The sequence below is a fragment of the Paenibacillus hunanensis genome (genome assembly GCF_034055775.1).
In the GTDB taxonomy this organism is placed as follows: Bacteria; Bacillota; Bacilli; order Paenibacillales; family Paenibacillaceae; genus Saccharibacillus; species Saccharibacillus hunanensis.
On the sequence record NZ_CP139194.1, the window covers coordinates 1,195,834 to 1,218,384 of the forward strand.

Consider the following 22,551-nt stretch of genomic DNA (forward strand, 5'->3'; position numbering starts at 1 on the left):
GGTGCGATCATCATGAAGCATGAAGTCGATGTGCAGGATAAGAGTACAGCGCAGGAGCAGCCATCGATTCACTGGTATCCCGACCCAGAGGAGGTACTGGACAATCCAGCGCTCTCCTGCTATTTTCTACCGCTCGTCTCCTTTGATTATGAGCATCTGCAAAATGGGCAGATGTACCGGATTCACCTATTCGGTATAGAAGGATTACCGTGTGTTGCACCCGATCGGTATGGTGAGCCGCATGTATGGGGCTTTGCCTATAATGATGGCAAATATCGCTGGCTCGGCGATACCGCCGTATTTGGTGGTATGAATGTGCCTGAAGTCTATGCGTGGCTATTACAGGACTTTGACCGCAACTGTGAATATTATATGCATGAGCGGATGAGTGCAGATGATTATGTCACAGGTGCGCAGACCGCGCTTGCGAGTATTGCGAACTTTGATGCTCATGCCTATGCGCATAGCGTATACAGCTACATGTACACACGTATTCATTACCAGCGGACAGGGCAATTTCGGCATATGGATGAGCTAACCGGTCAGCGACCAGCTAGCTTCGGACTTCGCTCAGAGCGCTGGCTTTTAGATCATCTGGAGGCACAGCAGCTGGGCAGCTCGGTACTGGCTGGTTTGACTACAGTGGAGCGTAATCGCTATGAGCTGGAAGCGTCGATGATTGTAGGTGGAGCGGAACGGTTTCATTTTATGGATAGCAGTCAGGGTGCGGTAGTAGCTGCACTTGATACCGAACGCCAGCATGTCTATCTGTTGCAATAAAAGCATGAACAAAGGATAGAGTTGCCTTCATGATTATGCTATGATGATGCTGAGGTGAGTGCATTGACGACAGAACAAAATCAACCATCGTCCACTGAGGAAGCAAGTCAGTCCAAGAAGCTGAGTCAGGCTGAAGCAGCCAAGCGTCTGCTGGCACAAAAGAAGCAAAACCAGGGTAAAGGTGCAGGTGGTCTACAATCAACAGGTACGAAAAAGATGACCAGCCAGATGACCAAAAAAGTAAACAATCAACGCAAAAAGATGGGGACGTAATTGCTCATTCCATTTTGCGTTTGCCGAATATCGTATTCGGATAAGCTGTACACATAAGGCAGTACACAAAGACCCTTTGCAGCGCTCACTGGAGCCGAAAGGGTCTTTTTATCTGTTTACCTGTTTTGTCATGACTGTTATGTTTGTTATGTTTGCCATGGCGAAAAGGTGATTTTATCTATATAGCGAGGTCATCATGGTATGATGATACGAGTGGCTACACCTACACAATGAACACGAAAGCAGGGGACGCTAGCGTATGAAAAATATACTGGTTACGGGCTACCGGGCGCATGAGCTGAATATTTTCAACCAGAAGCATGAAGGTATCCCATATATCCGGCAGGCGATTCGAAGCAAGCTCGTTCCGCTGCTGGAGGAAGGCCTGGAATGGGTGATCACGCCGGGACAATACGGTGTCGATCTGTGGGCATGTGAGGAAGCGATCGAGCTGAAAAAAGACTATCCGCAATTACGGATTTCGATCCTATCTGCATTTGCCAGTCCAGAGGAACGCTGGAGCGATGATAAGAAGGAATATTATGAGGGCATTTTGAAGCAGATTGATTTTCATGGTGTGGTGAGTAATCGCCCCTATGAAGGCATCTGGCAATTCAAAGCACGGGACGAGCTATTATTTCGTAAAACCGATGGTCTTATTCTGGTATACGATGAGGATGCAGGGGAAGGAAGTCCGCGCTTCTTCAAGCAGGAGGCACTACGCAGACAGCAGGAAAATGGATACCGCTATATTAGTATCAGCTCTGAGGATATTCAAAGCCTTGCGGACGAGCAGCGAATGGAGGAGCAATTTGATGAGCCGGAGCAAAATGCTGAATATAGTGTGGAAGGCTTTACCGATGAGATGGTGAGCAAGGAGGAATAGAAATGATCGGAATTAGTGCATGTCTGATCGGTACACCTTGTCGATATGATGGAGGCAGCAATCTAGTTCAGGCGCTGGAAGAATTGCTATCTACCGGACAGGCTGTCGTCTTTTGCCCGGAGGTGCTTGGCGGTCTGTCCACACCACGCGAGCCAGCTGAGATCGTAGGCGGAACCGCAGACGATGTATGGGCAGGAATAGCACGCGTTGTGACGACTACTGGTGTCGAGGTGACCGAAGCATTCAAGCAAGGCGCCTATATCGCACTGGAACAAGCACAGCAAGCGGGTGTAACTGTAGCTGTGCTGAAAGCGAATAGTCCTTCCTGTGGCAGTCGGATGGTGTACGATGGTACCTTTAGCGGAAATAAGATCGATGGAGCGGGTTTAACAGCAGCACTATTTCGTCGCCATGGCATACGTGTGCTGGATGAAGGTGAGCTTGCTTTGGAGCCGACGCTTTTAGCTGGAAGCTAACACAAACGAGTGAACTATTGCGCGTCTGTACCGCCTCCTATCAATAGTCACGATTTGTTCAATTTTAAAATAAACAGGGACAGAGGTCGAAATAGACTCTGTCTTTTATTTTCGTTGTTATATGAATTTTAAAGGTAAAAACATAACTAAAAGTGGAAAAGTAAGGTGATCTAGATCACATCACCTCCCATTGTGCAGCAGTATACTAAACATATAAAAAGCTCCAATTTTAGATATTAAAGATTGTGAAATATATAACGTAGTTGTGGGATATTTATAGATGCTTCGACGCTTTGAACACAGAATGAACCACATTATAGAACAAGCCACAATGTAGATCAATTACAACACCACTATAAACGCAATGGGGGAATTGCAATGACAGCAACACGCGAACGACTCGTCCTGATCGGTAATGGTATGGCAGGGGTAGCGACACTGGAACAGATCATCAAGCTGGGAGGCAACTACGAGATTACCATTATCGGTAGTGAGCCGCATCCAAACTATAACCGGATCATGTTGTCTTATGTACTGGAAGGCAGCCAGACGATTGATGATATCGTACTGAATAGCCGCGAATGGTATGCAGAGAATGGCATTACCCTGCATACTGGTGTCACCGTGACTGCGATCGATGCGGACAATCACTGCATCATCACGGATAAAGGTGACCCAATTCCATATGACAAAGTCATTATCGCTACCGGTTCTAGCTCGCTGATTCTACCTATTCCGGGTCATGATAAACAGGGCGTAGTCGGATTCCGTGATATTGCAGATTGTCATCAGATGATGGAAGCCGCTGCGACTTATCCGAAAGCCGCAGTGATCGGTGGCGGATTGCTCGGTCTGGAAGCTGCAAAAGGTCTGGTCAGTCTGGGTATGGATGTTACGGTTGTGCACCTGATGAATGATCTGATGGAGCGCCAGCTGGATTCGGTCGCTGCTGTGATGCTGAAAAAGGAACTGGAATCACAGGGCATCCAATTCAAAATGGGTGCACAGACTGCTGAGCTACAAGGTGGCGAGCGCGTAGAGCGTCTGCTGTTCAACGATGGTACTACACTGGAAGCGGACTTTGTCGTGATGGCAGCAGGGATTCGTCCGAATACGGCAGTAGCGCGCAATAGTGGAATCGAAACGGAGCGCGGCATTCTCGTGAACGACTATTTGCAAACATCGATGCCTAACGTCTATGCTGTCGGCGAATGTGTACAGCATCGCGGCAATTGCTACGGGTTGGTTGCTCCATTGTTTGAACAGGGCATGGTGCTGGCAAAGCATATTTGCGGATTGGATACACAGCCGTATGAAGGCTCGACTGTATCGACCAAGCTGAAAATCTCCGGTGTTGATGTGTTCTCGGCAGGTGTGTTTATTGAAAATGAACAGCAATCGGTTATTACCGCTCGCGATGATTGGAAGAAGACGTACAAAAAAATTATTTTACAGGATAACATCATCGTCGGCGCAGTATTGTTTGGCGATATTAACGATTCGGCACAGCTGCAAAAGTTAATTCGTGATGGTGCGCCGATGACAGACGAGCTATATGCGGAGCTAATGGGCACAGGTGGTTGCAGTCATGGTAAGAAAAAAGCATCGGTCGAAACGATGGCAGATGATGAAATTGTCTGCGGCTGTAACGGTGTCACCAAGCTAGATATCGTCAGTGCAATTCAGGATAAAGGGCTAACGAGCGTAGACGAGATTAAAGCATGTACGGGTGCGACTCGCTCATGTGGTGGCTGTAAACCAGTGGTAGAGCAGATTCTGCAATTCGTACTTGGTGACGGTGCAACTGTAGCTTCAAGTCAGGGCATCTGCGGGTGCACAACTCATAGTCGCGACGAGATCGTTGCTGCCATTCGCGACAAGGGCTTAAAAACGATCAAAGAAGTCATGAATGTGATGGAATGGAAAAATCCAGAGGGCTGCTCGAAATGCCGTCCAGCTATTAACTACTACCTCGGTATGATCCATCCGGTAGAATATCAGGATGAAAAGGAATCGCGCTTCGTAAACGAGCGTATGAACGCCAATATCCAGAAGGACGGTACGTATACCGTTGTTCCACGGATGTATGGTGGCGTAACGACACCGGAAGACTTGAAAAAGATCGCCGATGTATCGGTCAAATATAATGTGAAAGCTGTGAAAATGACAGGCGGACAGCGGATCGACCTGATCGGTGTGCAAAAAGAAGACCTGCCGCTCGTCTGGGCAGAGCTGGATATGCCATCAGGCTATGCATATGCCAAATCGCTACGTACCGTTAAAACCTGCGTTGGTTCGCAGTTCTGCCGCTTCGGTACACAGGATTCGATGGGCATGGGCGCATCGCTGGAACAGCGATTTGAACGTCTCGACTTCCCTGCCAAATTCAAAATGGCAGTCAACGGCTGTCCACGTAACTGCGCTGAATCGTGCACCAAGGATATCGGTATCGTTGGTAACGATGGCGGCTGGGAGATCTTTATCGGTGGTAACGGTGGGATCAAAGCACGTCTGGCTGATTCGTTCTGCAAGGTTAAAACTGATGAAGAGCTGATCGATCTGTGCGGCGCGATCATTCAATACTACCGCGAAACTGGTAAATACCTCGAACGCACCTCGGAATGGGTCGAACGTATGGGACTGGATCAGATCAAGGCTGCTATTCTGGATGATACGGATAACCGTCAACAATTAATCGAACGCGTCAATATCGCATTGGCTCAGCTTGAAGACCCATGGCAAAAAGTGCTGCATGATGAACCAACACGGACAGCGCTATTTGGAACGAAAACAAACGTATAACGCAAAAGGAGGCTGAACACTATGAACATGACCCAAACATTTTATCAAGCAGGCACACTGGATGAATTCCTGAGTCGAATCGGACGCGTAATCATTCTGGAAGGACGGGAAATCGCTGTATTCCGCACCTCTGATGATCATGTCTTTGCACTCGAAAATCGTAACCCTCATCCGAAAGGTGGCCCTATCGCCGAAGGTATCGTATCCGGTCACATTCTGTACGATCCGCTATATGATTGGCAAATTGATCTGAGTACTGGAATGGTACAGGCGCCTGATGAGGGACAAGTTCGGACGTTTCCGGTCAAGGTTGAGCAAGGAATGGTTTGGATTGGATTGTAAGGTTGGATGAATAGGTACACGTATTAAAATGTTCGTCGCAGCAACCACTCCAGGCAGAGAACATGCCAACGACCTCCGGTTAAGCCGGGATACTCCGAATAGGAAGAAAGCAGATGAAACGGTAAGATATTTTGCTTTGCAAAAATCCCTTTTCATGGAACCCCGTGTTAGAAGATCACTAACACTAGGCATCCCGGCTTAAAGGTCGGTCTTTTGACATCGTTCTCTGCCTTCCGTTCTGTGCAAGGATCGATTGCTGATTGTGGTTAGTTACTTCATTTTTTTAGTGTCAGCGCATAGAGTGAGTAACAGTTATTTTATAAGATTCGAATAGCATGTTTAGTTATAGCAATCTTATAACAAATGTAACTGAAGCTAAAAAAACTAATGTTTACTGCTAGTTTTACAACTTCTCGATGCGAAAAGCACTGAACGGAGGGGAGGAAATAAGGGGAAAGGACGACTTACCGTGTTAGCGACTTCCTAACACAGGATTCAATGAAAAAGTGAGTTTTGCAAAGCAAAATATCTTACCGCTTTTGGAGCTCAGGAATCTACATTTTACTCCTACTCCGTAGATTTCTGTGCGAGACCAGAGTCCGTCCCCTTATTCCTTCCCGGAAGTGATGTATGCCAACGCACCATAGTTAATAAACAAAAGAACAAGTAACACAATAACCCGGACGCAAGCTGCTTTATCCCTCAGGGACATAGCAGCCTGCGTCTTTTCTATTTCTCTGATCCAGTTCTCTGATCAAGCCAAGCCCTCGCTAAAAATTTTCACATCATCCCTCCGAACGATTCTCCTCAGCAGTACCTCGGACAATCTTCATCATCCCTTCACCAACTAAACCACCGAAAATTAGTGACACAGCAGATCACTTTGCTTATAATGTAGCAGGAGTGTAGGCTATAACAGATATGATAAAATAGTAATACACTTTGACGGGATGCCACATCATTTGATATACAGTAGCAATGGACGGCAGGAATAGCACCTCATCGGTCCGGGTTGAGGCAGAGGAGGGAGAGCGAATGATTACGCTGGAAGGCGTGAGTAAATATTTTGGTTCGGTTGGTGTAGGGCAGGCAGCGGTGCAGGAGATCGATCTGCATATCGAGGCTGGCGGCATTCATGGCATTGTAGGCAGTAGTGGTGCCGGGAAGTCGACGCTGCTGCGCATGATCAATATGCTGGAGCGACCAGATGCAGGACGCGTTATCGTCGCTGGTCAAGAGCTGACGGCATTATCAGAGCGGAAGCTACGGGAAGTACGGCAAGGGATCGGTATGATTTTTCAGCAATTCAATCTGGTGCATAATCGCAATGTTAGCGGCAATGTAGCCGCGCCGTTAGAGCTTGCTGGTATGAAGGGAATCGAGCGTAAGCTCCGTGTTCATGAATGTCTGGAGCAGGTAGGCTTGCAAGATCGGCTGAATGCGTATCCAGCGCAGCTGAGTGGTGGGCAACGTCAGCGGGTAGCGATTGCTCGTGCGATTGCGAATCGTCCGCAGGTACTGCTATGCGATGAGCCTACCTCCGCACTCGATCCAGCGACAACAGCAGGCATTTTGCAGCTGTTAAAGCAGATCAATGAGGAGCTGGGCGTTACGATTGTGATCGTTACACATGAGATGGATGTGGTCAAAAGTATCTGCCACACGGTGTCCGTCATGGAGCACGGACGCATTACGGAGAGCTATTCGCGTGCACAGCATGGCTTTGCACCTGCACCTGACTATACATTGTCATATCGCGAACAGCTACTCGGTCAATCGGAGTCTACCGAGCAGGGCGGTGAACCAACATGAGTGGATCACGAACACTTGGAGAAATGCTGGAACGGTATCAGCATGAAATCTGGCGTGCAATCGGGGAAACGTTTACGATGGTCGGCATTTCGCTTGCCGCGGCGATATTGATCGGTTTGCCACTTGGCACACTGCTGTATCTGACCAAAAAAGGACAGCTGTATGAGCAACCTGTACTGGCAGGTGTGCTGAACACCTTTGTTAATGTGGTGCGCTCGTTTCCATTTTTATTGCTCGTTGTCTTTTTGATTCCGTTTACCCGGCTTGTCGTCGGTACGTCGATCGGTACAGAAGCGGCATCTGTGCCGTTGTCTATTATTGCGATTGCGTACTATTCTCGTCTGGTAGAGCAGGCTCTACTGGATGTGCCGCGCGGGATTGTCGAATCGGCGCGAGCGATGGGAGCGTCACCACTACAGATTGTTTTTAAATTTCTATATGTGGAAGCACGTTCTGGTCTGGTGCTTGGACTAACGACATCGGCGATCAGCTTTATCTCGTATTCAACGGTTGTTGGTATCGTGGGTGGCGGCGGCATTGGTGATTTTGCGATTCGTTACGGCTACCAGCGCTTTGAAACGGATGTAATGGTCTACATGATTATACTGATGATCATTCTCGTGCAGGGCGTTCAGTTTATCGGTAGCCTGTTAGCACGTGTATTGGATAAGCGTTGATGCATGGATACGCGGCCTATTAGATTCGACGTAACGAATAACAAGCTTTTTGATTTTAATGATAACAGTGTCACCTTCTGGATCTACTCACTGGTGACTAATCTCAACTAACGGAGGAACAACATGAAAAACAAACAGGCACTATGGATGGTGCTCATCGCGATGATGCTATTATTAGCCGCATGTGGCGGTCAATCTAGCTCTACTACGAATGAGGCTGCAAGCTCTAGCGAAGCAACAGGTACAACGGAAACTACGCTCAAGGTGGCAAGTCTGATCCCGCCGATGACCGATATGCTCGATATTGTAAAACCATTACTGAAAAAAGACGGCATCAATCTGGAAGTTGTCGTGTTGTCGGATAATGTACAGCCTAACGATGCGCTGGCGAATAAAGAGGTCGATGCGAACTTCTTCCAGCACGTACCGTATATGAACCAGTACAACCAGAGTAAAGGTGCGAATCTAGTTGCGATTCAGCCTGTATACGATGCAATCTATGGCGCCTATTCCAAAAAGTATAAGAGCATTGACGAGCTGCCAGAAGGTGCGGTAATCGCTATTGCGAACGATCCATCCAACATCGGTCGTTCCCTGCAAATGCTGGCACAGGCAGGCATGATCAAGCTCAAAGACGGCGTGGGCATGAATGCGACTCAAGCCGATATTACCTCCAATCCGAAAAACTACAGCTTCAAGGAAGTCGATCTGCTCATGCTGGCACGTATGTACGATGAAGCGGATCTGGTAGCGATGACACCTGCGTATGCGAAGCCGCTTAATCTGACTCCAGTTAAGGATGCACTCGTTACTGAAAAAGCGGATTCGACCTTTGCGATCACACTGGTGGCGCGTGAAGATAATAAGGATGCTGAGCCTATTCAAAAGCTAAAGCAGCATCTCGCAGGCCCAGAAGTGAAGAAGTTCTTGCAGGATAACTATGCCGATATTGCTGTACCTGCTTTTTAAAATTGTTCCTGTACGCCTGATCCGTCAGGTAGCACTCTATTGAAAACTCAACCTCAAAAAACCTGTCTGACCCTCATAGGGAACGGCAGGTTTTTTTGGTATGCTCTGCGTTATGTTCTACGCCATGCTGATGCCTATCTCGCGCTATCCTTCTGTATTTTTACACAAATCGTGATTGGAATTTGAAGAGAGTTTGTGCTGATTCGTTAAGCTAAAGCGATAAAACCAAGCATCATACAGAAAGGATGGGAATCGACGATGAACGATATGCACATTCATTATATGCACTTCGTTAGTCAGCTGGAGCGTCAGTGGCAGGAGCAGATGAACAACAAGCCGCAGCAGTGGAAAGTATCAGAGGGGCTAGCTGCCAAAATTAAAGAGGATGGAACGATGAATGACTTTTACGGATATACCACCGTTATTCCACTCAGTGCTTCAGATCGGCAGCGTTGTGAGCAGGCACAGCAGATTTTGCTTGAACGGCTACCTGATCGATTCGTAGCGCTGTTGCCAGAGACATTTCATCTAACGATTCATGCGCTGAGCAATGAACGAAATACGAGCGGAGGCGTAGAGCTCGTACGGCAGCGTATGAACAGGGATCAACCACAGATCGAGCAGACATTTCGTGAGATCGCGGAGCGTTATGCTGGTCGCCATATTGCGATGCGCGCGCTGGGTGTAAGTACGAATACACGCGATGTAGTGAGTATCAAATATGCACCCGAGGCTGCTGACGATTATGCACTGCTGATTGATCTGTACGAGCGCATCCGTGAGTTATCACCGGAGCGGAGCATGTATTCGCCACATGTATCGCTATGCTACTTCCGGCTGGACGGCTTACAGTCATCGGAGATTGATCTACTGTACGAGACGATGGCTGAGATCAATCGCAGCATCAAGCTGGATATCGTGCTGGAGGTCGATCAGCTAGTGTATCAAATGCATCGGCATATGAACGATTTTCCAGCGATCTTTGCTGTGCACGATTTTGTGGAATAATAGATCTACCTGGGATTGCCTAAAGATCGAGTACGCTTCACAACTCCACGTTGACTACTGCTATCGCTACGAGAACAGACTACGAGAATATGTTGTTTATGAGAGCGGCTGTGCCTACTGTACAGCCGCTTTGTTGCGACTCATGTATTACTCTTGTGCACTATTCACGTGCACTACTCACGTATTCGCTACATCCCCGTTGAATTGTTCTTATGAAGCTGTGGCCGTTGACGCAAATGGAACGGGCGTTTATCAAGCAGGTATCCAGCTTCGCAGCAACGGAGTCATGCGCGCTGCGAGTTGAAGCGGCGTTTCACGTGATTCTTTTGGCTCGCTGCTCCATTGCAAGGTTGCACCATACAGTGACCAGCTGATCATAGTAGACAATGTGACTTGTTGTGCAGCATCCTGTTCTGGCAGATGAGCTGTTAATTGTTCCAACATGTATTGCTGAATTTGAAGCTTCATATTCGTTTCGACTAGCGAACGAAGGGAAGCAATATTTTTCGGACATTTGGTACCAGAATACTCGTGAAATTGACATAGTGCGCAGATCAGCGTCGTCAGCGCTTCCGAAGTCAGCGCTTCCGAAGTCAGTGCATTTTGCGGGTCGATGCCTTTATAAAGTAGCTGGATGAGATGGGTAGATATCATATAATCCAGCAGCTCGTATTTGTCGGTGTAGTGCGTGTAAAAGGTAACCCGATTGATCGTCGCGTGACGTGTAATATCACTCACCGTAATCTCATGAAATTCTTTGGTTTGAAGCAATTCCACAAAAGCCTGATGAATCAATTGGCGAGTACGCCTTACACGCGGATCGTGCGGATTGGGTTTAGCAGAAAGGGACATCCTACATACCTCCTGTATGAACTAAAATGGCAGAACCAAGCGATAAACGACAGATTCTAGAATATGAGACTTAAACGACACATTGGAGATTTTGTTGGTTGTATCCATAAGTTCACGCCTGTACAATCAGGCATATACCTCACCCGGTAGCATGCACCGGGGAAGGAATTGTTTTATCTCATAACTTACTTTTATATATTTATTTCCTAAAGATAATGAATATAGTATAACCGAAAACATCATTGGAGGTTACGATAAATATGAATTTCACTGAAAATAATATGCAATCCCAACCAAAGCAAGATGTAGCACCATTGTTCCAATCGCTCAAGCTAGGCAAGCTGGAGCTATCCAGCCGAATTGTGATGTCACCGATGGCGCGCGGATTCTCGCCAGATGGTGTACCCGGCCCGGAGGTGGCGGATTATTATCGTCGTCGTGCGGAGCAATATGTAGGTCTGATCATTACAGAAAATGTCTCGATTCCGCATCCTACCGCCAATCAGGACCCGGCAAACAGCCCCGACTTTAATAGTGAAGCTGCACGGGCAGGCTGGAAGCATGTCGTGGATGAGGTGCATCGGGTTGGCGGTAAAATTATACCTCAGCTCATTCATGCAGGGATCGCTAGAGAGAATGTTCCGCAGCCCGCAGGTGCAGCGCCATCGATCAGCCCATCCGGTCTGGATGTGTATGGTGAGGTAAAAGGGGAGCCGATGACGCTCCAGCAGATTCGTGAAGTGGTGCAGGCGTTTGCCGATGCAGCGCTACAGGCGCAGCAGCTTGGCTTCGATGGTATCGAGCTGCACGGGGCACACGGTTATCTGATTGACCAGTTCCTATGGGAAACGACCAATCAGCGGACGGACGAGTATGGTGGAAGTATCGCCAATCGTGTTCGTTTTGCAGTGGAGATCGTGGAAGCGTGTCGCCGTGCAGTCGGTCCAGACTTCCCGATCGTATTCCGATTCTCGCAATGGAAGTACCCGGTGTATACGGCGAAGCTGGCATATGATGCAGAACAGCTGGCAGAAGTGCTGCAACCGTTGGCAGCGGCAGGTGTGGACATTTTCCATGCTTCCACACGTCGCTTCTGGGAGCCAGCCTTTGAAGGATCACCGCTCAGTCTGGCAGGCTGGGCCAAACATATCACAGGCAAAGCGGTTATTACCGTCGGTTCGGTCGGCTTGAAGCAGGATTTTACCGAATTCTTCGCGGCTGGTGCCAGTGCGGACCAACAGGGGAGTATGAGTGTGCTGACAGAACGATTGCAAAGCCACGAATTCGATCTGGTCGCTGTGGGTCGCGCCTTGCTCGCTGATCCAGAATGGGCAGCCAAAATACACGATGGTCGATTAGATGAGCTCAAGCCATTTCAGGCAGAGGCGGTCGGCAAGCTATATTAATACTGATCGAGCAGGGATGACATGGATCGCTGATGGATATAAGGGGTGGATAGTGAAGTGTTATCATTCACCACTCACATCGTTGCATAATGATGAATGTAAATAAAACGTCCTAACTGCAATAGTATTATAAAAAATCTCTGTACTATAATAGTCACTGCAATATAAAAGCGTCTGTACTATAAAAATCTCTATATTATAAAAATAACTACACTACAACAATCTCTACACCACAGCAGTCACTACATTATAAAAGCCGCTATGTCCCTTACCCATATAGGAGAGGACATAGCGGCTTGATTGCATAATAGATCTATTTTTATTTGGCATAATTCCTGCTATAGCGGCGAAGCATTCTGTGCCTCTTGCACCGATACAATAGCCCTCCGCCTGCGGCGCTTCCGCTTATTACCACCGCCAAGCTTCCACTCCGATACGACCACACCAGCCAGCACCAGACCGGCTCCAATATATCCTTTGACTGACAGCATCTCATGCTCGAACCAGTAAGCAAATAACGCGGCAAATACCGGCTCCAGGGAGAAGATGAGCCCTGTCCGGGTTGGTGTTGTGTATTTCTGAGCGATCGGCTGTACGACAAAGCCAAATGCGCTGCATACGACGCTTAAAGCCAGCACTGCCAGCCACCCGTCACCTGTATGGGGCAAGGTAGGGGTCTCGAAGATCAGAGAGAAGATCAAGCCGTACAATCCAGCAAAGCCAAGCTGCATAATGCCCAGATTCAGCGTGCTTCTCGTCAATCTCGCCGCTGCGCCAGTGATCAAAATATAGCCCGCATAGCAAAGCGCCGCCAGAATACAGAGCGCATCGCCGGGATGAATCGCAAGCTGTCCGTTCAGCGTTAACAGTCCAATACCCACTACGGCAAACAGCACACCGACAATCTGCTTGCCAGCCAGTGCACGGCGAAAGAGTAGCCAGTACAAAATTGGCACAAAAATCACGGTCAGGCTAACGAGAAAGCCCGCGTTTGAAGTTGAGGTCGTTTGCAGACCGAACATAATAAACGCAAACACACCAAACAGGCATAGTCCAAGCAGCGCGCCATATCCAGTCGTGCGCCAGTCCAAATGCCGTAGCTGACGAAAGAAGATTAGAGCCGTTAAAATAAATGCCAATCCAAAGCGCAGCGCGATCAGATTGTATGGGCTGAGCGAGTCCATCCCCATTTTCATAAATAAATACGAGGAGCCCCAGCAGAGCGTGACCGTGAAAATCAGTAGGTCGGCTCGTGATTGCTTCATGTTGAATCCATCCTTTACGATCGCATCCTATTCAAGATACCTGTATGCTCCGGATTCATACTGGTATCAAGATCATGAAATCAGTATAGTACAATATAGATACAAGAATATTGAATGTTTGTAATGGAATACATGAGGAAATGTAATGCAAATGAACCATCATGAGAGTGAGCTACGATAAGAGTGAGCGATTAGAAGTGAGATAAGGAAATACAGTGTTAATTAGAAAAGTACAATATGCGATTGGAGCTGTGAGGCAAAGGCTGTACGGCAAGATTGAAAGCATACTGAGGAGAGTGCAACGGTTGAGTATTCATAAATATGAAGTATTGCTCAAAGTGGTCGAGCTGGGCAGCCTAACACGAGCCGCAGAGGAGCTTGGATTCACTCAGTCCGGGGTTAGCCATATTATTCACGGGCTGGAGCGTGAATTCGGCTTTCCCTTATTGCTGCGAGATCGCTCCGGTGTTCGCCTGACGACCAATGGAGAACGGGTGCTGCCACCGATGCGCGAAACGGTGAACTGGAATGAGCAGCTCAAGCAGGTGGTATCCTCGATTCATGGATTAACGTCCGGTGTGATTCGCATCGGTACATTTACAAGTGTGTCTGTACACTGGTTGCCAGGCATGATCAAGGATTTTCAGCGCGATTATCCGGGCATTAGCTTTCGACTTGTAGAGGGTGACTATGAGGAGATTGAGGATTGGCTCGCTGCTGGAGAGATCGATTGCGGATTTATGACATTGCCAGCTAGAGGGAGCTTTGAGATTGTACCGTTGCGACAGGATCGGATGCTGGTCATCGTGCCACCGGATCATCCGCTGCGGCAAGCTGCACACTTTCCATTAGAGCGTATTGGAGAAGAAGCGTTCATTATGCCACGCGAAGGCTCGGATTATGATGTGAGGCGTGTACTGGAGCATACCGGCATCACGCCTGATGTACATTTTGTGCTGGGTGATGATTATGCGATTATTGCTATGGTCGAAAATGGACTCGGCATTAGCATTTTACCGGAGCTCGTATTACAGGGGCGTGACCACAACGCCGGGATGCTGGAGCTGGAGCAGCCAGCTTTTCGCTCGCTGGGTCTGGCGGTACAGTCGATGTCCAAGGCATCTCCGGCGACCCGGCGCTTTTTGCAGTATGTAGAGGACTGGGTACAGAGTACAGACAAAGAAAGCCGAAATGAATGAATCGTAATGGTTGAGGGTACGATGGTTACGAGCGAGCTGAGCTATGTTGTAACGAGCATAGCTCGGCGTATTTCATGTAGCGTGTATTTCAGTGTAGGCTCGCATGGGCACATATGAACAATGGGCTTGATGACGATGTTACATAGTAATGTTAGATTATCACGTTCATGATAAACTCCATTTCCGACCGTTCGACTGCGTTTATTTGGTCATAAACTATGTTATAATGGAGTCCGACTTCCAATGTAAGCGTTATTTTAAAAAAGGTATGTAACGATGACCTGCTATTGGCATCAGGGTACATATTATCGGTTATGCAGGTGATCTGTTGATCAAAAACGTATTTTGCAGGAGGTATAACGATGGCTCTTGGAACAAGCATGATTATGCGTTTACAAATGGACAAAACACAGGTGAGCTTTGGTGAAGTGGCAGGTGCGATTGGTCAAAACGGCGGCGATGTGGTTGCTATTGACGTGATCCATGCCAGTCCAGAGAGCACAACACGCGACCTGACAATTAATTTACCGGAAAATGTACGCGAAAGCATGCTACAGGCAGTTGGAGCGCTGCCAGGAGTCAAGGTCGTCAACGTATCAGATCGGACGTTTCTAGCGCATCTGGGCGGTAAGATCGAGGTTCAGCCGAAGTCTCCCGTCAAAAACCGGGAGGATCTGTCCCATGTGTATACACCGGGCGTAGCGAAGGTGTGCATGGCGATTCATGAGGATCGGCAAAAGGCATTTTCATTGACCGTTAAACGTAATATGGTAGCGGTCGTATCCGATGGTACAGCGGTGCTTGGACTGGGCGATATCGGCCCTGAAGCAGCAATGCCTGTTATGGAAGGTAAAGCGATGCTGTTCAAGCAATTTGGTGAAGTGGATGCTTTCCCGATCTGCCTGAACACGAAGGATACGGAAGAGATTATTCAAGCGGTAAAATGGCTGGCGCCTGCCTTTGGCGGCATCAACCTGGAGGATATTAGCTCACCACGCTGCTTTGAGATTGAGCGCAGATTGAGCGAGGAGCTGGACATTCCTGTATTCCACGATGATCAGCACGGAACGGCTGTTGTAGTGCTGGCAGGTTTGCTGAATGCACTGCGTATCGTTGGTAAAGAGCTAGAGACAGCAAAAATTGTCGTACTTGGTATCGGTGCAGCCGGTGCAGCTTGCGTGCGAATGCTGCTGTCAGCAGGCGCGAAAAACTTGATCGCCGTTGACAAAGAAGGCGCGCTTGTACGCGATGAAGAATATGCACACGAGATGTGGAACTGGATTGCAGCCAATAGTAATCCGCAACAGGAACGTGGTAGTCTGAGCGATGTGATCCGCGATGCAGACGTATTCGTGGGCGTATCCCGTCCAGGTCTGCTGACCGTCGATCATCTGCATACGATGGCAGATGATCGTATCGTATTCGCGATGGCGAATCCTGATCCTGAGATCGATCCAGAGCTGGCAGAGCCACATGTACGTGTACTGGCAACCGGACGCAGTGATTATCCGAACCAGATTAACAATGTACTGTGCTTCCCTGGCATTTTCCGCGGTGCGCTGGATTGCCGCGCATCGACGATCAATGAAGAAATGAAGGTTGCTGCTGCACGCGCGATTGCATCGGTCGTTAAGGAAGATGAGCTGAATGAGCTGTACATCATTCCAGGTGTGTTTAACGAGCAGGTCGTACAGGAAGTAAGAAAAGGCGTCATCGAAGCTGCGATTAAAACAGGCGTAGCCCGTCGTACACCGCCAGAGTTCCGTTAATCGCATTCTCTATTTAGCGCAGGTAAGTATGGATCACAAGTAGTGATCATAGAGGATAAAAGAAATAGCCGCTATCTGTTGTTATACAGCAGGTAGCGGCTATTGTTTTGGGTAGAGTAAAGCTGATTGGATCGGCAAGCAGAAGCAGTGACATGGTCATACTCACCAAGCGGATTGATATTGTAATGAATTCTATAAGAGCAGGTATACGTATTTGAATGGAAGCCGAATGAGCTATACTTATTTGTTAATTAGCTTGCTCAAATCGTACGTCACAGTACGTTTACCTGAATCGAATAGTGGATTATATGTGAAATATAGCGTGTTCCCAACACGCTTTTCGTAGGTTAGTCCGTCGCCGCTACCCATCGGGCCACCACCAGAATCGATGTCGACGTTTTGCTGCTCTGCGGATGATAGCACTTCCTTATACAGTACAACACTTCGACCGCTACTGCGATCAACGGCAGCCAACTGATAGTCATGACTGTTACGGATGAGCATCATATCATCGTCCATCGCTTCGATACTATATTGCTGATCCGCGCCTTTGTTACCTAGCTTGGTCAGATCGAGCGTCTCCGCGACATTGCCTGTACCATCCTCAATCAAGCGTAGCTTTTTGCCATCATTCATTAGAATCTGACCATTGTACGTATCAATCAGGTCGGATCTCCCCCAACCGAAATCAGCATGATTCTGACGAATGAGCTTACCCTCCTTGAACAGTAACTGATACGTCTCACTATTAATATGTGGCTCGCCATAGGAATTACTTATACTGAACAGCACCAGCCCTTTGGGTGTCGAACGAATTTTAAAATCCACCCAGTCCAGATCGCCTTGAAGCGAGGCGATTTTAACAGGCTTGCCTTTGCCATCCCAGGAAAATACATTACCGCCGCCTTTTTCAATCGCATAGGTCATACCATCGTAGGAGGTAGAGACAACATCGTATTTTTTTAGATTTTTTGCTGTAACCACTTTCGTTTTGGCATTGTAACCGACATACGTACCGCCCAGTGCTTCTACAGCGAATTTGAATGGAACATAGACGCCAGGTTCTTTACTATCCTTTTCTTTTTTAAAATAAGCAGACTGGCTCATCGTTACGATTTTGCCGTCGACTACTGCTGTTTTACTGCCATCGCGTACGCCTATTTTCTTCAACCAGCCATTGAAGCCAGCGCGCTTGCCCGTAGCATCAAAATTAGATTCCAGTCCATAATTACTGGCAAGATAGTTGAGCTGTACATATAATGTGCCATTGCGCATATAGGCAGAATCTTGATATACACTTGAATATTGATCTGTTTTTGTAATGATCTTGAATTGGTAGCTGCTACCTGCTGCTGCTTGAGCTTGAGGTGCTGCCAGTGGAGAAAACAACAATGTAGCGGAGAGTAGAAGAGCTGTGTAAGATTTTTTGTTCATCATTAGAATCAGATCCTTTCTTGTAAAATAGTATCGTATGCACTGAAATCGAGTGGTTACTTTAGTTGGTTAAGATCATACGTGACGGTTCGTGGCGGATCGCCATTTGGTGAAGCAAAGGTAAAATAAAGCGTGTGGCCTACGCGTTTTTTGAATGTTAAACGGTCAGCACTCATAAATTGAAGGGCATCGGGAAGCGACTCTTCGACGACTTTCTGTTCGTTTGCGGATAACACTTGCTTGTACAAGAGAGCGCTATGCTCGGTATGAATATTCGCTATACTAAGCTCAAAATCATGTGCGTTACGGATTAGCAGCATATCGTCATCCATCGCTTCGATACTATATTGCTGATCTGCACCTTTGTTACCAAGCTTGGTCAGATCGATCGTTTGTACTACATCGCCACTACCATCCTCAATGAAACGTAGGATGTGACTATCGTTCATCATGATCTTGCCTTTATACCTGTCCATAACATCGGTATTGCCCGGACTATAGTCTGCATGGTTTTGACGAATGAGCGCTCCATTTTTGTAAAGGAACTGATAGACTTCACTATTGAGATGGGGCTCACCGTAGGAGTTACCGATCGTGATCAATAATAATCCGCCTGGTGTTGTCTCCACATCGATGCCCGATGCATCCAGATTAGTATGTAAAGAGAGAATCTGGACGGGTTTGTTCTTGCCATCCCATTTGTATACAGCACCATCGTTTTTATCGGCGCCGTACATGATGCCATGATGCGTAGTATAGATGAAATGAGGTTCCTGCAAATTTTTGGCTGTTACTGCTTTTGTTTTGGCATTGTAGCCTGTATATGTACCACCTAAGGCTTCGATTGCAAATTGAAATGGAACATAGACGCCAGGCTGCTTGCTATCTTTTTCTTTTTTGAAATAAGCGGGTTTGGCCATCATTACGACTTTACCGTCGACAATTGCTTTTTTACTGCCATCACGTATTCCTATTTTCTTTAACCAGCCATTAAAGCCAGCGCGCTTGCCCGTAGAGTCGAAGCTGGCTTGAATCCAGTAACTGTCTGCTAGAGAATTGAGCTGTACATAAAGGGTGCCATTTTTCATATACACACTGTCTTGTTGAAAATACGTTGATGGTTGACCTGCTACATGAATCTCGTAATGATAATCGCTTGTAGGAGCGGCATGGACTCCATGTATGGCAAGCGGTGAGACGAATAGCGCTGATGCTAACAGGAAGGAAGCGCAGGATTTTTTATATACCAATACACTCGACCTCTTTTCTACAATTCTTATGAATATATCTATATTTCTAGTACAGCCTGCTTTATTATGGACGAAAGAATATTTAAAAAGTTGCAAAATATGGAAGAATGAAGGGAGGACACTATCATGACTATCCGACGACCAGAGCCAGCTGATATTCATGCAAGGCTGGAAGCACAAGCACCTGGTGAGCCCTCTGCAAGCCAGCGTTCCATCCCTTCCCTATACACTTCACAAGCCAATAGACAGCATTATTCTAATACGTTAAAAACAGAAACAGAACCGTCCACAATCATCGCTAGCGTATATGGAAGCCAGCTAGCAGATAGCGGCTATCGTCCGCAATTTTACGCGTATTACTATAAGCAGTGGCAACATTATGAAATGGACTATCATCGGCATCACTCGACAGAGATTATGTATATGATTTCTGGCACCTGCCGAATCGAGTTATTACCAGCGGATGCTGAGTTAAAGGCGCAGGATACTGCACAACCCGAGGTGGTAGAGCTACAGCGTGGTCAATTTATCGTAATTGATGCGGATGTGCCGCATCGATTGATCGTAGGCGAGCAGGCCTGCCGAATGCTAAATCTGGAATTTGGATTGCGGCTGCAAGCTATACAACCGTCCTCACAATCGCCATCGGACACGACTATTTTGCAGCAGCTCGTTCGTCAGGAGGAGGAGCTTGCAGCATGGATCGGTCAGCCACAGCAGCACAGCGTATTATCGGATCCTGAAGAGGTCTATTACACGCTCAAGGCACTTGTACTGGAGCTGGATCAGCGCAGTATGACCTCTATGCTCAGCGAGCTACTCTTTGCACAGCTGCTTGTACGTATCGCCAGACTATGGCGTGAGCATGAGCAAAGCCGTCTATCGCAAGGAGAGCGCTATGTGCGTCAAAGCATCGAATTCATGCGACAAAATTATGATCGTAGCATCCGAATGGAGCAGATTGCCGCCGCCGTTAACGTGCATCCAGGCTATCTGCATCGCGTATTTCGCAAGCACACCGGTACAACACCGACCGATTATTTGAATACGCTTCGTATGGAGAAGGCTATGATGCTACTCGGTAGCACCGATATTCCGATTGCCGAAATCGCCGATTATGTGGGCGTATCGAGTCGGCAATATTTTCACCTGCTGTTCAAAAAGCATACGGGTCAGACACCTGCGGATTACCGCACCCATATGGAGCGCACGAGATGGAATATGGTGTCGCAGGAGCAACCGGAAGTATAGCTTTTGTATAGCTAGTCCTGCTCCCAGCTCCAGATATGTAGGCTGTATGACATAGAGCATTGAGCAGACATGGGCTAAAGCTTGAAAATATTGAATTTATACCGAAAAAGCACCGAGCAGGCATGACGCATGCAGTGGTGCTTTTTTGTTGCTTGTGGCTGCTAGAGTATAAAATTTACGAGGCACTTTTGAATCAAGGTTAGGATTTTGGACAGCTATGCTAGCAACTGGTGATGATATTGATAACGCTTTACTTTTGATCGCTATTACAATAAAAGCAATCCCATGCTAGCTGCATATGCTGGATAGCAAGCGATATCCGCTCCACTCAGTGTATTGAAAAATGTGGATGCCCAGCGATTCACACAGCATTGTCTCGACGAACGAGAATGGATCAGTACGGCATAGGGTTGAGCATATTACACGCTGGATCAAAATGATAACCCATAATGGAGGGGACACAAGATGTCATTTAAAGTAGCTTTTGTCGGTGCAGGAAGTATCGGTTTTACACGCGGTCTGTTACGCGATCTACTCGCTGTGCCCGAATTTGCTCATATTGAAATCGCATTTACAGATATTGCTCCGCACAATCTCGATATGGTCACCCAGCTATGTCAGCGCGATATTGTGGAAAATGGGCTAGATATCACAATTCAATCGACCACAGATCGCCGCGAAGCTCTGCGGGATGCGAAATATGTTATCTGTACATTTCGCGTAGGAGGTCTGGAGGCATTTGCAACGGATATCGATATTCCGCTCAAGTACGGTGTCGATCAATGTGTCGGTGATACGTTATCTGCGGGTGGAATTATGTATGGTCAGCGCGGCATTGCTGAGATACTGAATGTATGCCGTGATATTCGCGAGGTGGCTGCACCGGATGTACTCCTGCTCAACTATTCGAATCCGATGGCGATGCTCACCTGGGCGTGCAATACCTATGGAGGCGTGCGTACGATAGGGCTCTGTCATGGCGTACAGCATGGTCATCATCAGATTGCTGAGGTATATGGTCTGGATAAAAAGGATGTCGATATTATCTGTGCAGGCATTAACCATCAGACCTGGTATATCCAGGCGTCTCACGAAGGTCGCGATCTCACAGCAGGATTGCTGGAAGCCTTTGAACAGCATCCCGAATACAGTCGTACTGAGAAGGTACGTATTGATATGCTACGTCGTTTTGGTTATTACAGCACAGAGTCGAATGGTCATCTGAGTGAATATGTATCGTGGTATCGTAAGCGTCCAGAGGAAATTGTTGATTGGATCGATATGAATAGCTGGATCAACGGTGAGACGGGTGGCTATCTGCGTGTATGCACGGAGGGACGGAACTGGTTTGAGACGGATTTCCCGAACTGGATGAAGGAGGAGCCGAAGCGCTTTGTCGCAGAGGAGCGCAGTGAGGAGCATGGCTCGTATATTATCGAAGCCTTAGAAACAGGGCGTGTCTATCGTGGACATTTTAATACGGTCAATCGCGGTATTATTAGTAACCTGCCTGACGATGCCATCATCGAAGCGCCGGGCTATGTGGATCGAAACGGCATCTCCATGCCTGTTGTAGGCGCACTGCCGCTCGGCCCGGCAGCAGTGTGCAATGTGAGCATCTCGGTTCAGCGTCTGGCTGTAGAAGCAGCGGTGCATGGAGACGACCAGCTGCTGCGTCAGGCATTTATGATGGATCCACTCGTGGGCGCGGTATGCAATCCACCGGAAATCTGGCAAATGGTGGACGAGATGCTGGTAGCTGGTGAAGCATGGCTGCCACAATATACCGATGCGATTGCAGCAGCCAAACAGCGTCTACAGGAAGGCCCATTGCTGACTACTCGTGAATATACAGGTAATACACGTCTACAGGTCAAAACCGTTGAGGAAATGCAGCAGGATCGCGAAGCAGCTAACCGTAATGCAGGTGAGGCAGATAAAGGGAAAGAACGCGAGAAGATTCAGCATTAAAACGTGAGAAGGTTTTTAAGAAGGTTCATCATTCATGCATATAGTCAGAATGAAATTCAAATGAAGTATCATATGAAAGAAGATAGTTTCAAGCAGCCCCAAACGAGAGCGGTCGGTGAGGTTATCGCA

At 47.6% G+C, this 22,551-nt stretch carries 19 protein-coding genes; 15 read left to right on the plus strand and 4 right to left on the minus strand.

Annotation, left to right across the window (positions count from 1 at the left end; genetic code table 11):
• The first annotated feature begins 12 nt into the window (after positions 1–12).
• The 10 genes from SK066_RS04735 to SK066_RS04780 all read left to right on the plus strand — a co-directional run bounded on the left by SK066_RS04735 (position 13) and on the right by SK066_RS04780 (position 10,025).
• Positions 13–780 (plus strand): hypothetical protein, encoded by a 768-nt coding sequence (locus SK066_RS04735; RefSeq protein WP_320543841.1) that lies wholly within the window; start codon positions 13–15, stop codon positions 778–780.
• Between the two features lie 54 nt (positions 781–834).
• Entirely contained in the window at positions 835–1,053 is a 219-nt protein-coding gene (locus SK066_RS04740; protein WP_371834061.1) for a hypothetical protein, read from the plus strand.
• Between the two features lie 259 nt (positions 1,054–1,312).
• Positions 1,313–1,939 carry an SLOG family protein gene (locus tag SK066_RS04745; RefSeq protein WP_320543842.1) on the plus strand — a complete coding sequence of 209 codons (627 nt, stop codon included), beginning with the start codon at positions 1,313–1,315 and terminating at the stop codon, positions 1,937–1,939.
• 2 nt (positions 1,940–1,941) lie between these two features.
• Positions 1,942–2,415, plus strand: coding sequence for a 2-thiouracil desulfurase family protein (locus SK066_RS04750; RefSeq protein WP_320543843.1), 474 nt, complete (start codon positions 1,942–1,944; stop codon positions 2,413–2,415).
• Between the two features lie 378 nt (positions 2,416–2,793).
• The gene (nirB, locus tag SK066_RS04755; RefSeq protein WP_320543844.1) at positions 2,794–5,217 is read left to right on the plus strand and encodes a nitrite reductase large subunit NirB; all 2,424 of its coding nucleotides are present in this window, start codon (positions 2,794–2,796) and stop codon (positions 5,215–5,217) included.
• 21 nt (positions 5,218–5,238) lie between these two features.
• Complete coding sequence (gene nirD, locus SK066_RS04760; protein ID WP_320543845.1) at positions 5,239–5,559, plus strand: nitrite reductase small subunit NirD; 321 nt, start codon at positions 5,239–5,241, stop codon at positions 5,557–5,559.
• A gap of 1,035 nt (positions 5,560–6,594) precedes the next feature.
• Positions 6,595–7,371, plus strand: coding sequence for a methionine ABC transporter ATP-binding protein (locus SK066_RS04765; RefSeq protein ID WP_320543846.1), 777 nt, complete (start codon positions 6,595–6,597; stop codon positions 7,369–7,371).
• Positions 7,368–8,048 carry a methionine ABC transporter permease gene (locus tag SK066_RS04770; protein WP_320543847.1) on the plus strand — a complete coding sequence of 227 codons (681 nt, stop codon included), beginning with the start codon at positions 7,368–7,370 and terminating at the stop codon, positions 8,046–8,048. The genes SK066_RS04765 and SK066_RS04770 overlap by 4 nt, the downstream gene beginning before the upstream one ends.
• A gap of 123 nt (positions 8,049–8,171) precedes the next feature.
• Positions 8,172–9,017, plus strand: coding sequence for a MetQ/NlpA family ABC transporter substrate-binding protein (locus SK066_RS04775; protein WP_320543848.1), 846 nt, complete (start codon positions 8,172–8,174; stop codon positions 9,015–9,017).
• 258 nt (positions 9,018–9,275) lie between these two features.
• Positions 9,276–10,025, plus strand: coding sequence for a 2'-5' RNA ligase family protein (locus SK066_RS04780; RefSeq protein WP_320543849.1), 750 nt, complete (start codon positions 9,276–9,278; stop codon positions 10,023–10,025).
• Between the two features lie 252 nt (positions 10,026–10,277).
• Here SK066_RS04780 and SK066_RS04785 read toward each other — a convergent pair whose 3' ends face one another.
• Complete coding sequence (locus tag SK066_RS04785) at positions 10,278–10,877, minus strand: TetR family transcriptional regulator (RefSeq protein ID WP_320543850.1); 600 nt, start codon at positions 10,875–10,877, stop codon at positions 10,278–10,280.
• Between the two features lie 260 nt (positions 10,878–11,137).
• Here SK066_RS04785 and SK066_RS04790 point away from each other — a divergent pair, with 260 nt between their 5' ends.
• Positions 11,138–12,283, plus strand: coding sequence for an NADH:flavin oxidoreductase (locus tag SK066_RS04790; RefSeq protein WP_320543851.1), 1,146 nt, complete (start codon positions 11,138–11,140; stop codon positions 12,281–12,283).
• Between the two features lie 338 nt (positions 12,284–12,621).
• Here the strand turns inward: SK066_RS04790 and SK066_RS04795 are convergent, their stop codons facing one another.
• A complete protein-coding gene (locus SK066_RS04795; protein WP_320543852.1) occupies positions 12,622–13,548 on the minus strand; it encodes a DMT family transporter in 927 nt (308 codons plus the stop codon).
• A gap of 305 nt (positions 13,549–13,853) precedes the next feature.
• Between SK066_RS04795 and SK066_RS04800 the strand changes: the two genes are divergently transcribed.
• Both SK066_RS04800 and SK066_RS04805 read left to right on the plus strand, forming a co-directional pair.
• The gene (locus tag SK066_RS04800; protein ID WP_320543853.1) at positions 13,854–14,747 is read left to right on the plus strand and encodes a LysR family transcriptional regulator; all 894 of its coding nucleotides are present in this window, start codon (positions 13,854–13,856) and stop codon (positions 14,745–14,747) included.
• A gap of 362 nt (positions 14,748–15,109) precedes the next feature.
• Positions 15,110–16,516 carry an NAD-dependent malic enzyme gene (locus SK066_RS04805; protein WP_320543854.1) on the plus strand — a complete coding sequence of 469 codons (1,407 nt, stop codon included), beginning with the start codon at positions 15,110–15,112 and terminating at the stop codon, positions 16,514–16,516.
• A 240-nt stretch (positions 16,517–16,756) separates the two neighbouring features.
• Here the strand turns inward: SK066_RS04805 and SK066_RS04810 are convergent, their stop codons facing one another.
• Together SK066_RS04810 and SK066_RS04815 are read right to left on the minus strand one after the other, a co-directional pair.
• Positions 16,757–17,953, minus strand: coding sequence for a copper amine oxidase N-terminal domain-containing protein (locus SK066_RS04810; protein ID WP_320543855.1), 1,197 nt, complete (start codon positions 17,951–17,953; stop codon positions 16,757–16,759).
• A gap of 53 nt (positions 17,954–18,006) precedes the next feature.
• Positions 18,007–19,200, minus strand: coding sequence for a stalk domain-containing protein (locus SK066_RS04815; protein WP_320543856.1), 1,194 nt, complete (start codon positions 19,198–19,200; stop codon positions 18,007–18,009).
• A gap of 291 nt (positions 19,201–19,491) precedes the next feature.
• Between SK066_RS04815 and SK066_RS04820 the strand changes: the two genes are divergently transcribed.
• Together SK066_RS04820 and melA are read left to right on the plus strand one after the other, a co-directional pair.
• A complete protein-coding gene (locus SK066_RS04820) occupies positions 19,492–20,451 on the plus strand; it encodes a helix-turn-helix transcriptional regulator (RefSeq protein WP_320544805.1) in 960 nt (319 codons plus the stop codon).
• 465 nt (positions 20,452–20,916) lie between these two features.
• Positions 20,917–22,422, plus strand: a complete 1,506-nt coding sequence (gene melA, locus SK066_RS04825) for an alpha-glucosidase/alpha-galactosidase (protein WP_320543857.1) — start codon at positions 20,917–20,919, stop codon at positions 22,420–22,422.
• Positions 22,423–22,551: the final 129 nt, after the last annotated feature.

Coding starts and splice junctions, on each gene's coding strand:
- SK066_RS04790 (WP_320543851.1), top strand. CDS start 11,138: ATGAATTTCACTGAAAATAATATGCAATCCCAACCAAAGCAAGATGTA.
- SK066_RS04770 (WP_320543847.1), top strand. CDS start 7,368: ATGAGTGGATCACGAACACTTGGAGAAATGCTGGAACGGTATCAGCAT.
- SK066_RS04765 (WP_320543846.1), top strand. CDS start 6,595: ATGATTACGCTGGAAGGCGTGAGTAAATATTTTGGTTCGGTTGGTGTA.
- SK066_RS04735 (WP_320543841.1), top strand. CDS start 13: ATGAAGCATGAAGTCGATGTGCAGGATAAGAGTACAGCGCAGGAGCAG.
- SK066_RS04785 (WP_320543850.1), bottom strand. CDS start 10,877: ATGTCCCTTTCTGCTAAACCCAATCCGCACGATCCGCGTGTAAGGCGT.
- SK066_RS04810 (WP_320543855.1), bottom strand. CDS start 17,953: ATGATGAACAAAAAATCTTACACAGCTCTTCTACTCTCCGCTACATTG.
- SK066_RS04775 (WP_320543848.1), top strand. CDS start 8,172: ATGAAAAACAAACAGGCACTATGGATGGTGCTCATCGCGATGATGCTA.
- melA (WP_320543857.1), top strand. CDS start 20,917: ATGTCATTTAAAGTAGCTTTTGTCGGTGCAGGAAGTATCGGTTTTACA.
- SK066_RS04780 (WP_320543849.1), top strand. CDS start 9,276: ATGAACGATATGCACATTCATTATATGCACTTCGTTAGTCAGCTGGAG.
- SK066_RS04745 (WP_320543842.1), top strand. CDS start 1,313: ATGAAAAATATACTGGTTACGGGCTACCGGGCGCATGAGCTGAATATT.
- nirB (WP_320543844.1), top strand. CDS start 2,794: ATGACAGCAACACGCGAACGACTCGTCCTGATCGGTAATGGTATGGCA.
- nirD (WP_320543845.1), top strand. CDS start 5,239: ATGAACATGACCCAAACATTTTATCAAGCAGGCACACTGGATGAATTC.
- SK066_RS04805 (WP_320543854.1), top strand. CDS start 15,110: ATGGCTCTTGGAACAAGCATGATTATGCGTTTACAAATGGACAAAACA.
- SK066_RS04750 (WP_320543843.1), top strand. CDS start 1,942: ATGATCGGAATTAGTGCATGTCTGATCGGTACACCTTGTCGATATGAT.
- SK066_RS04795 (WP_320543852.1), bottom strand. CDS start 13,548: ATGAAGCAATCACGAGCCGACCTACTGATTTTCACGGTCACGCTCTGC.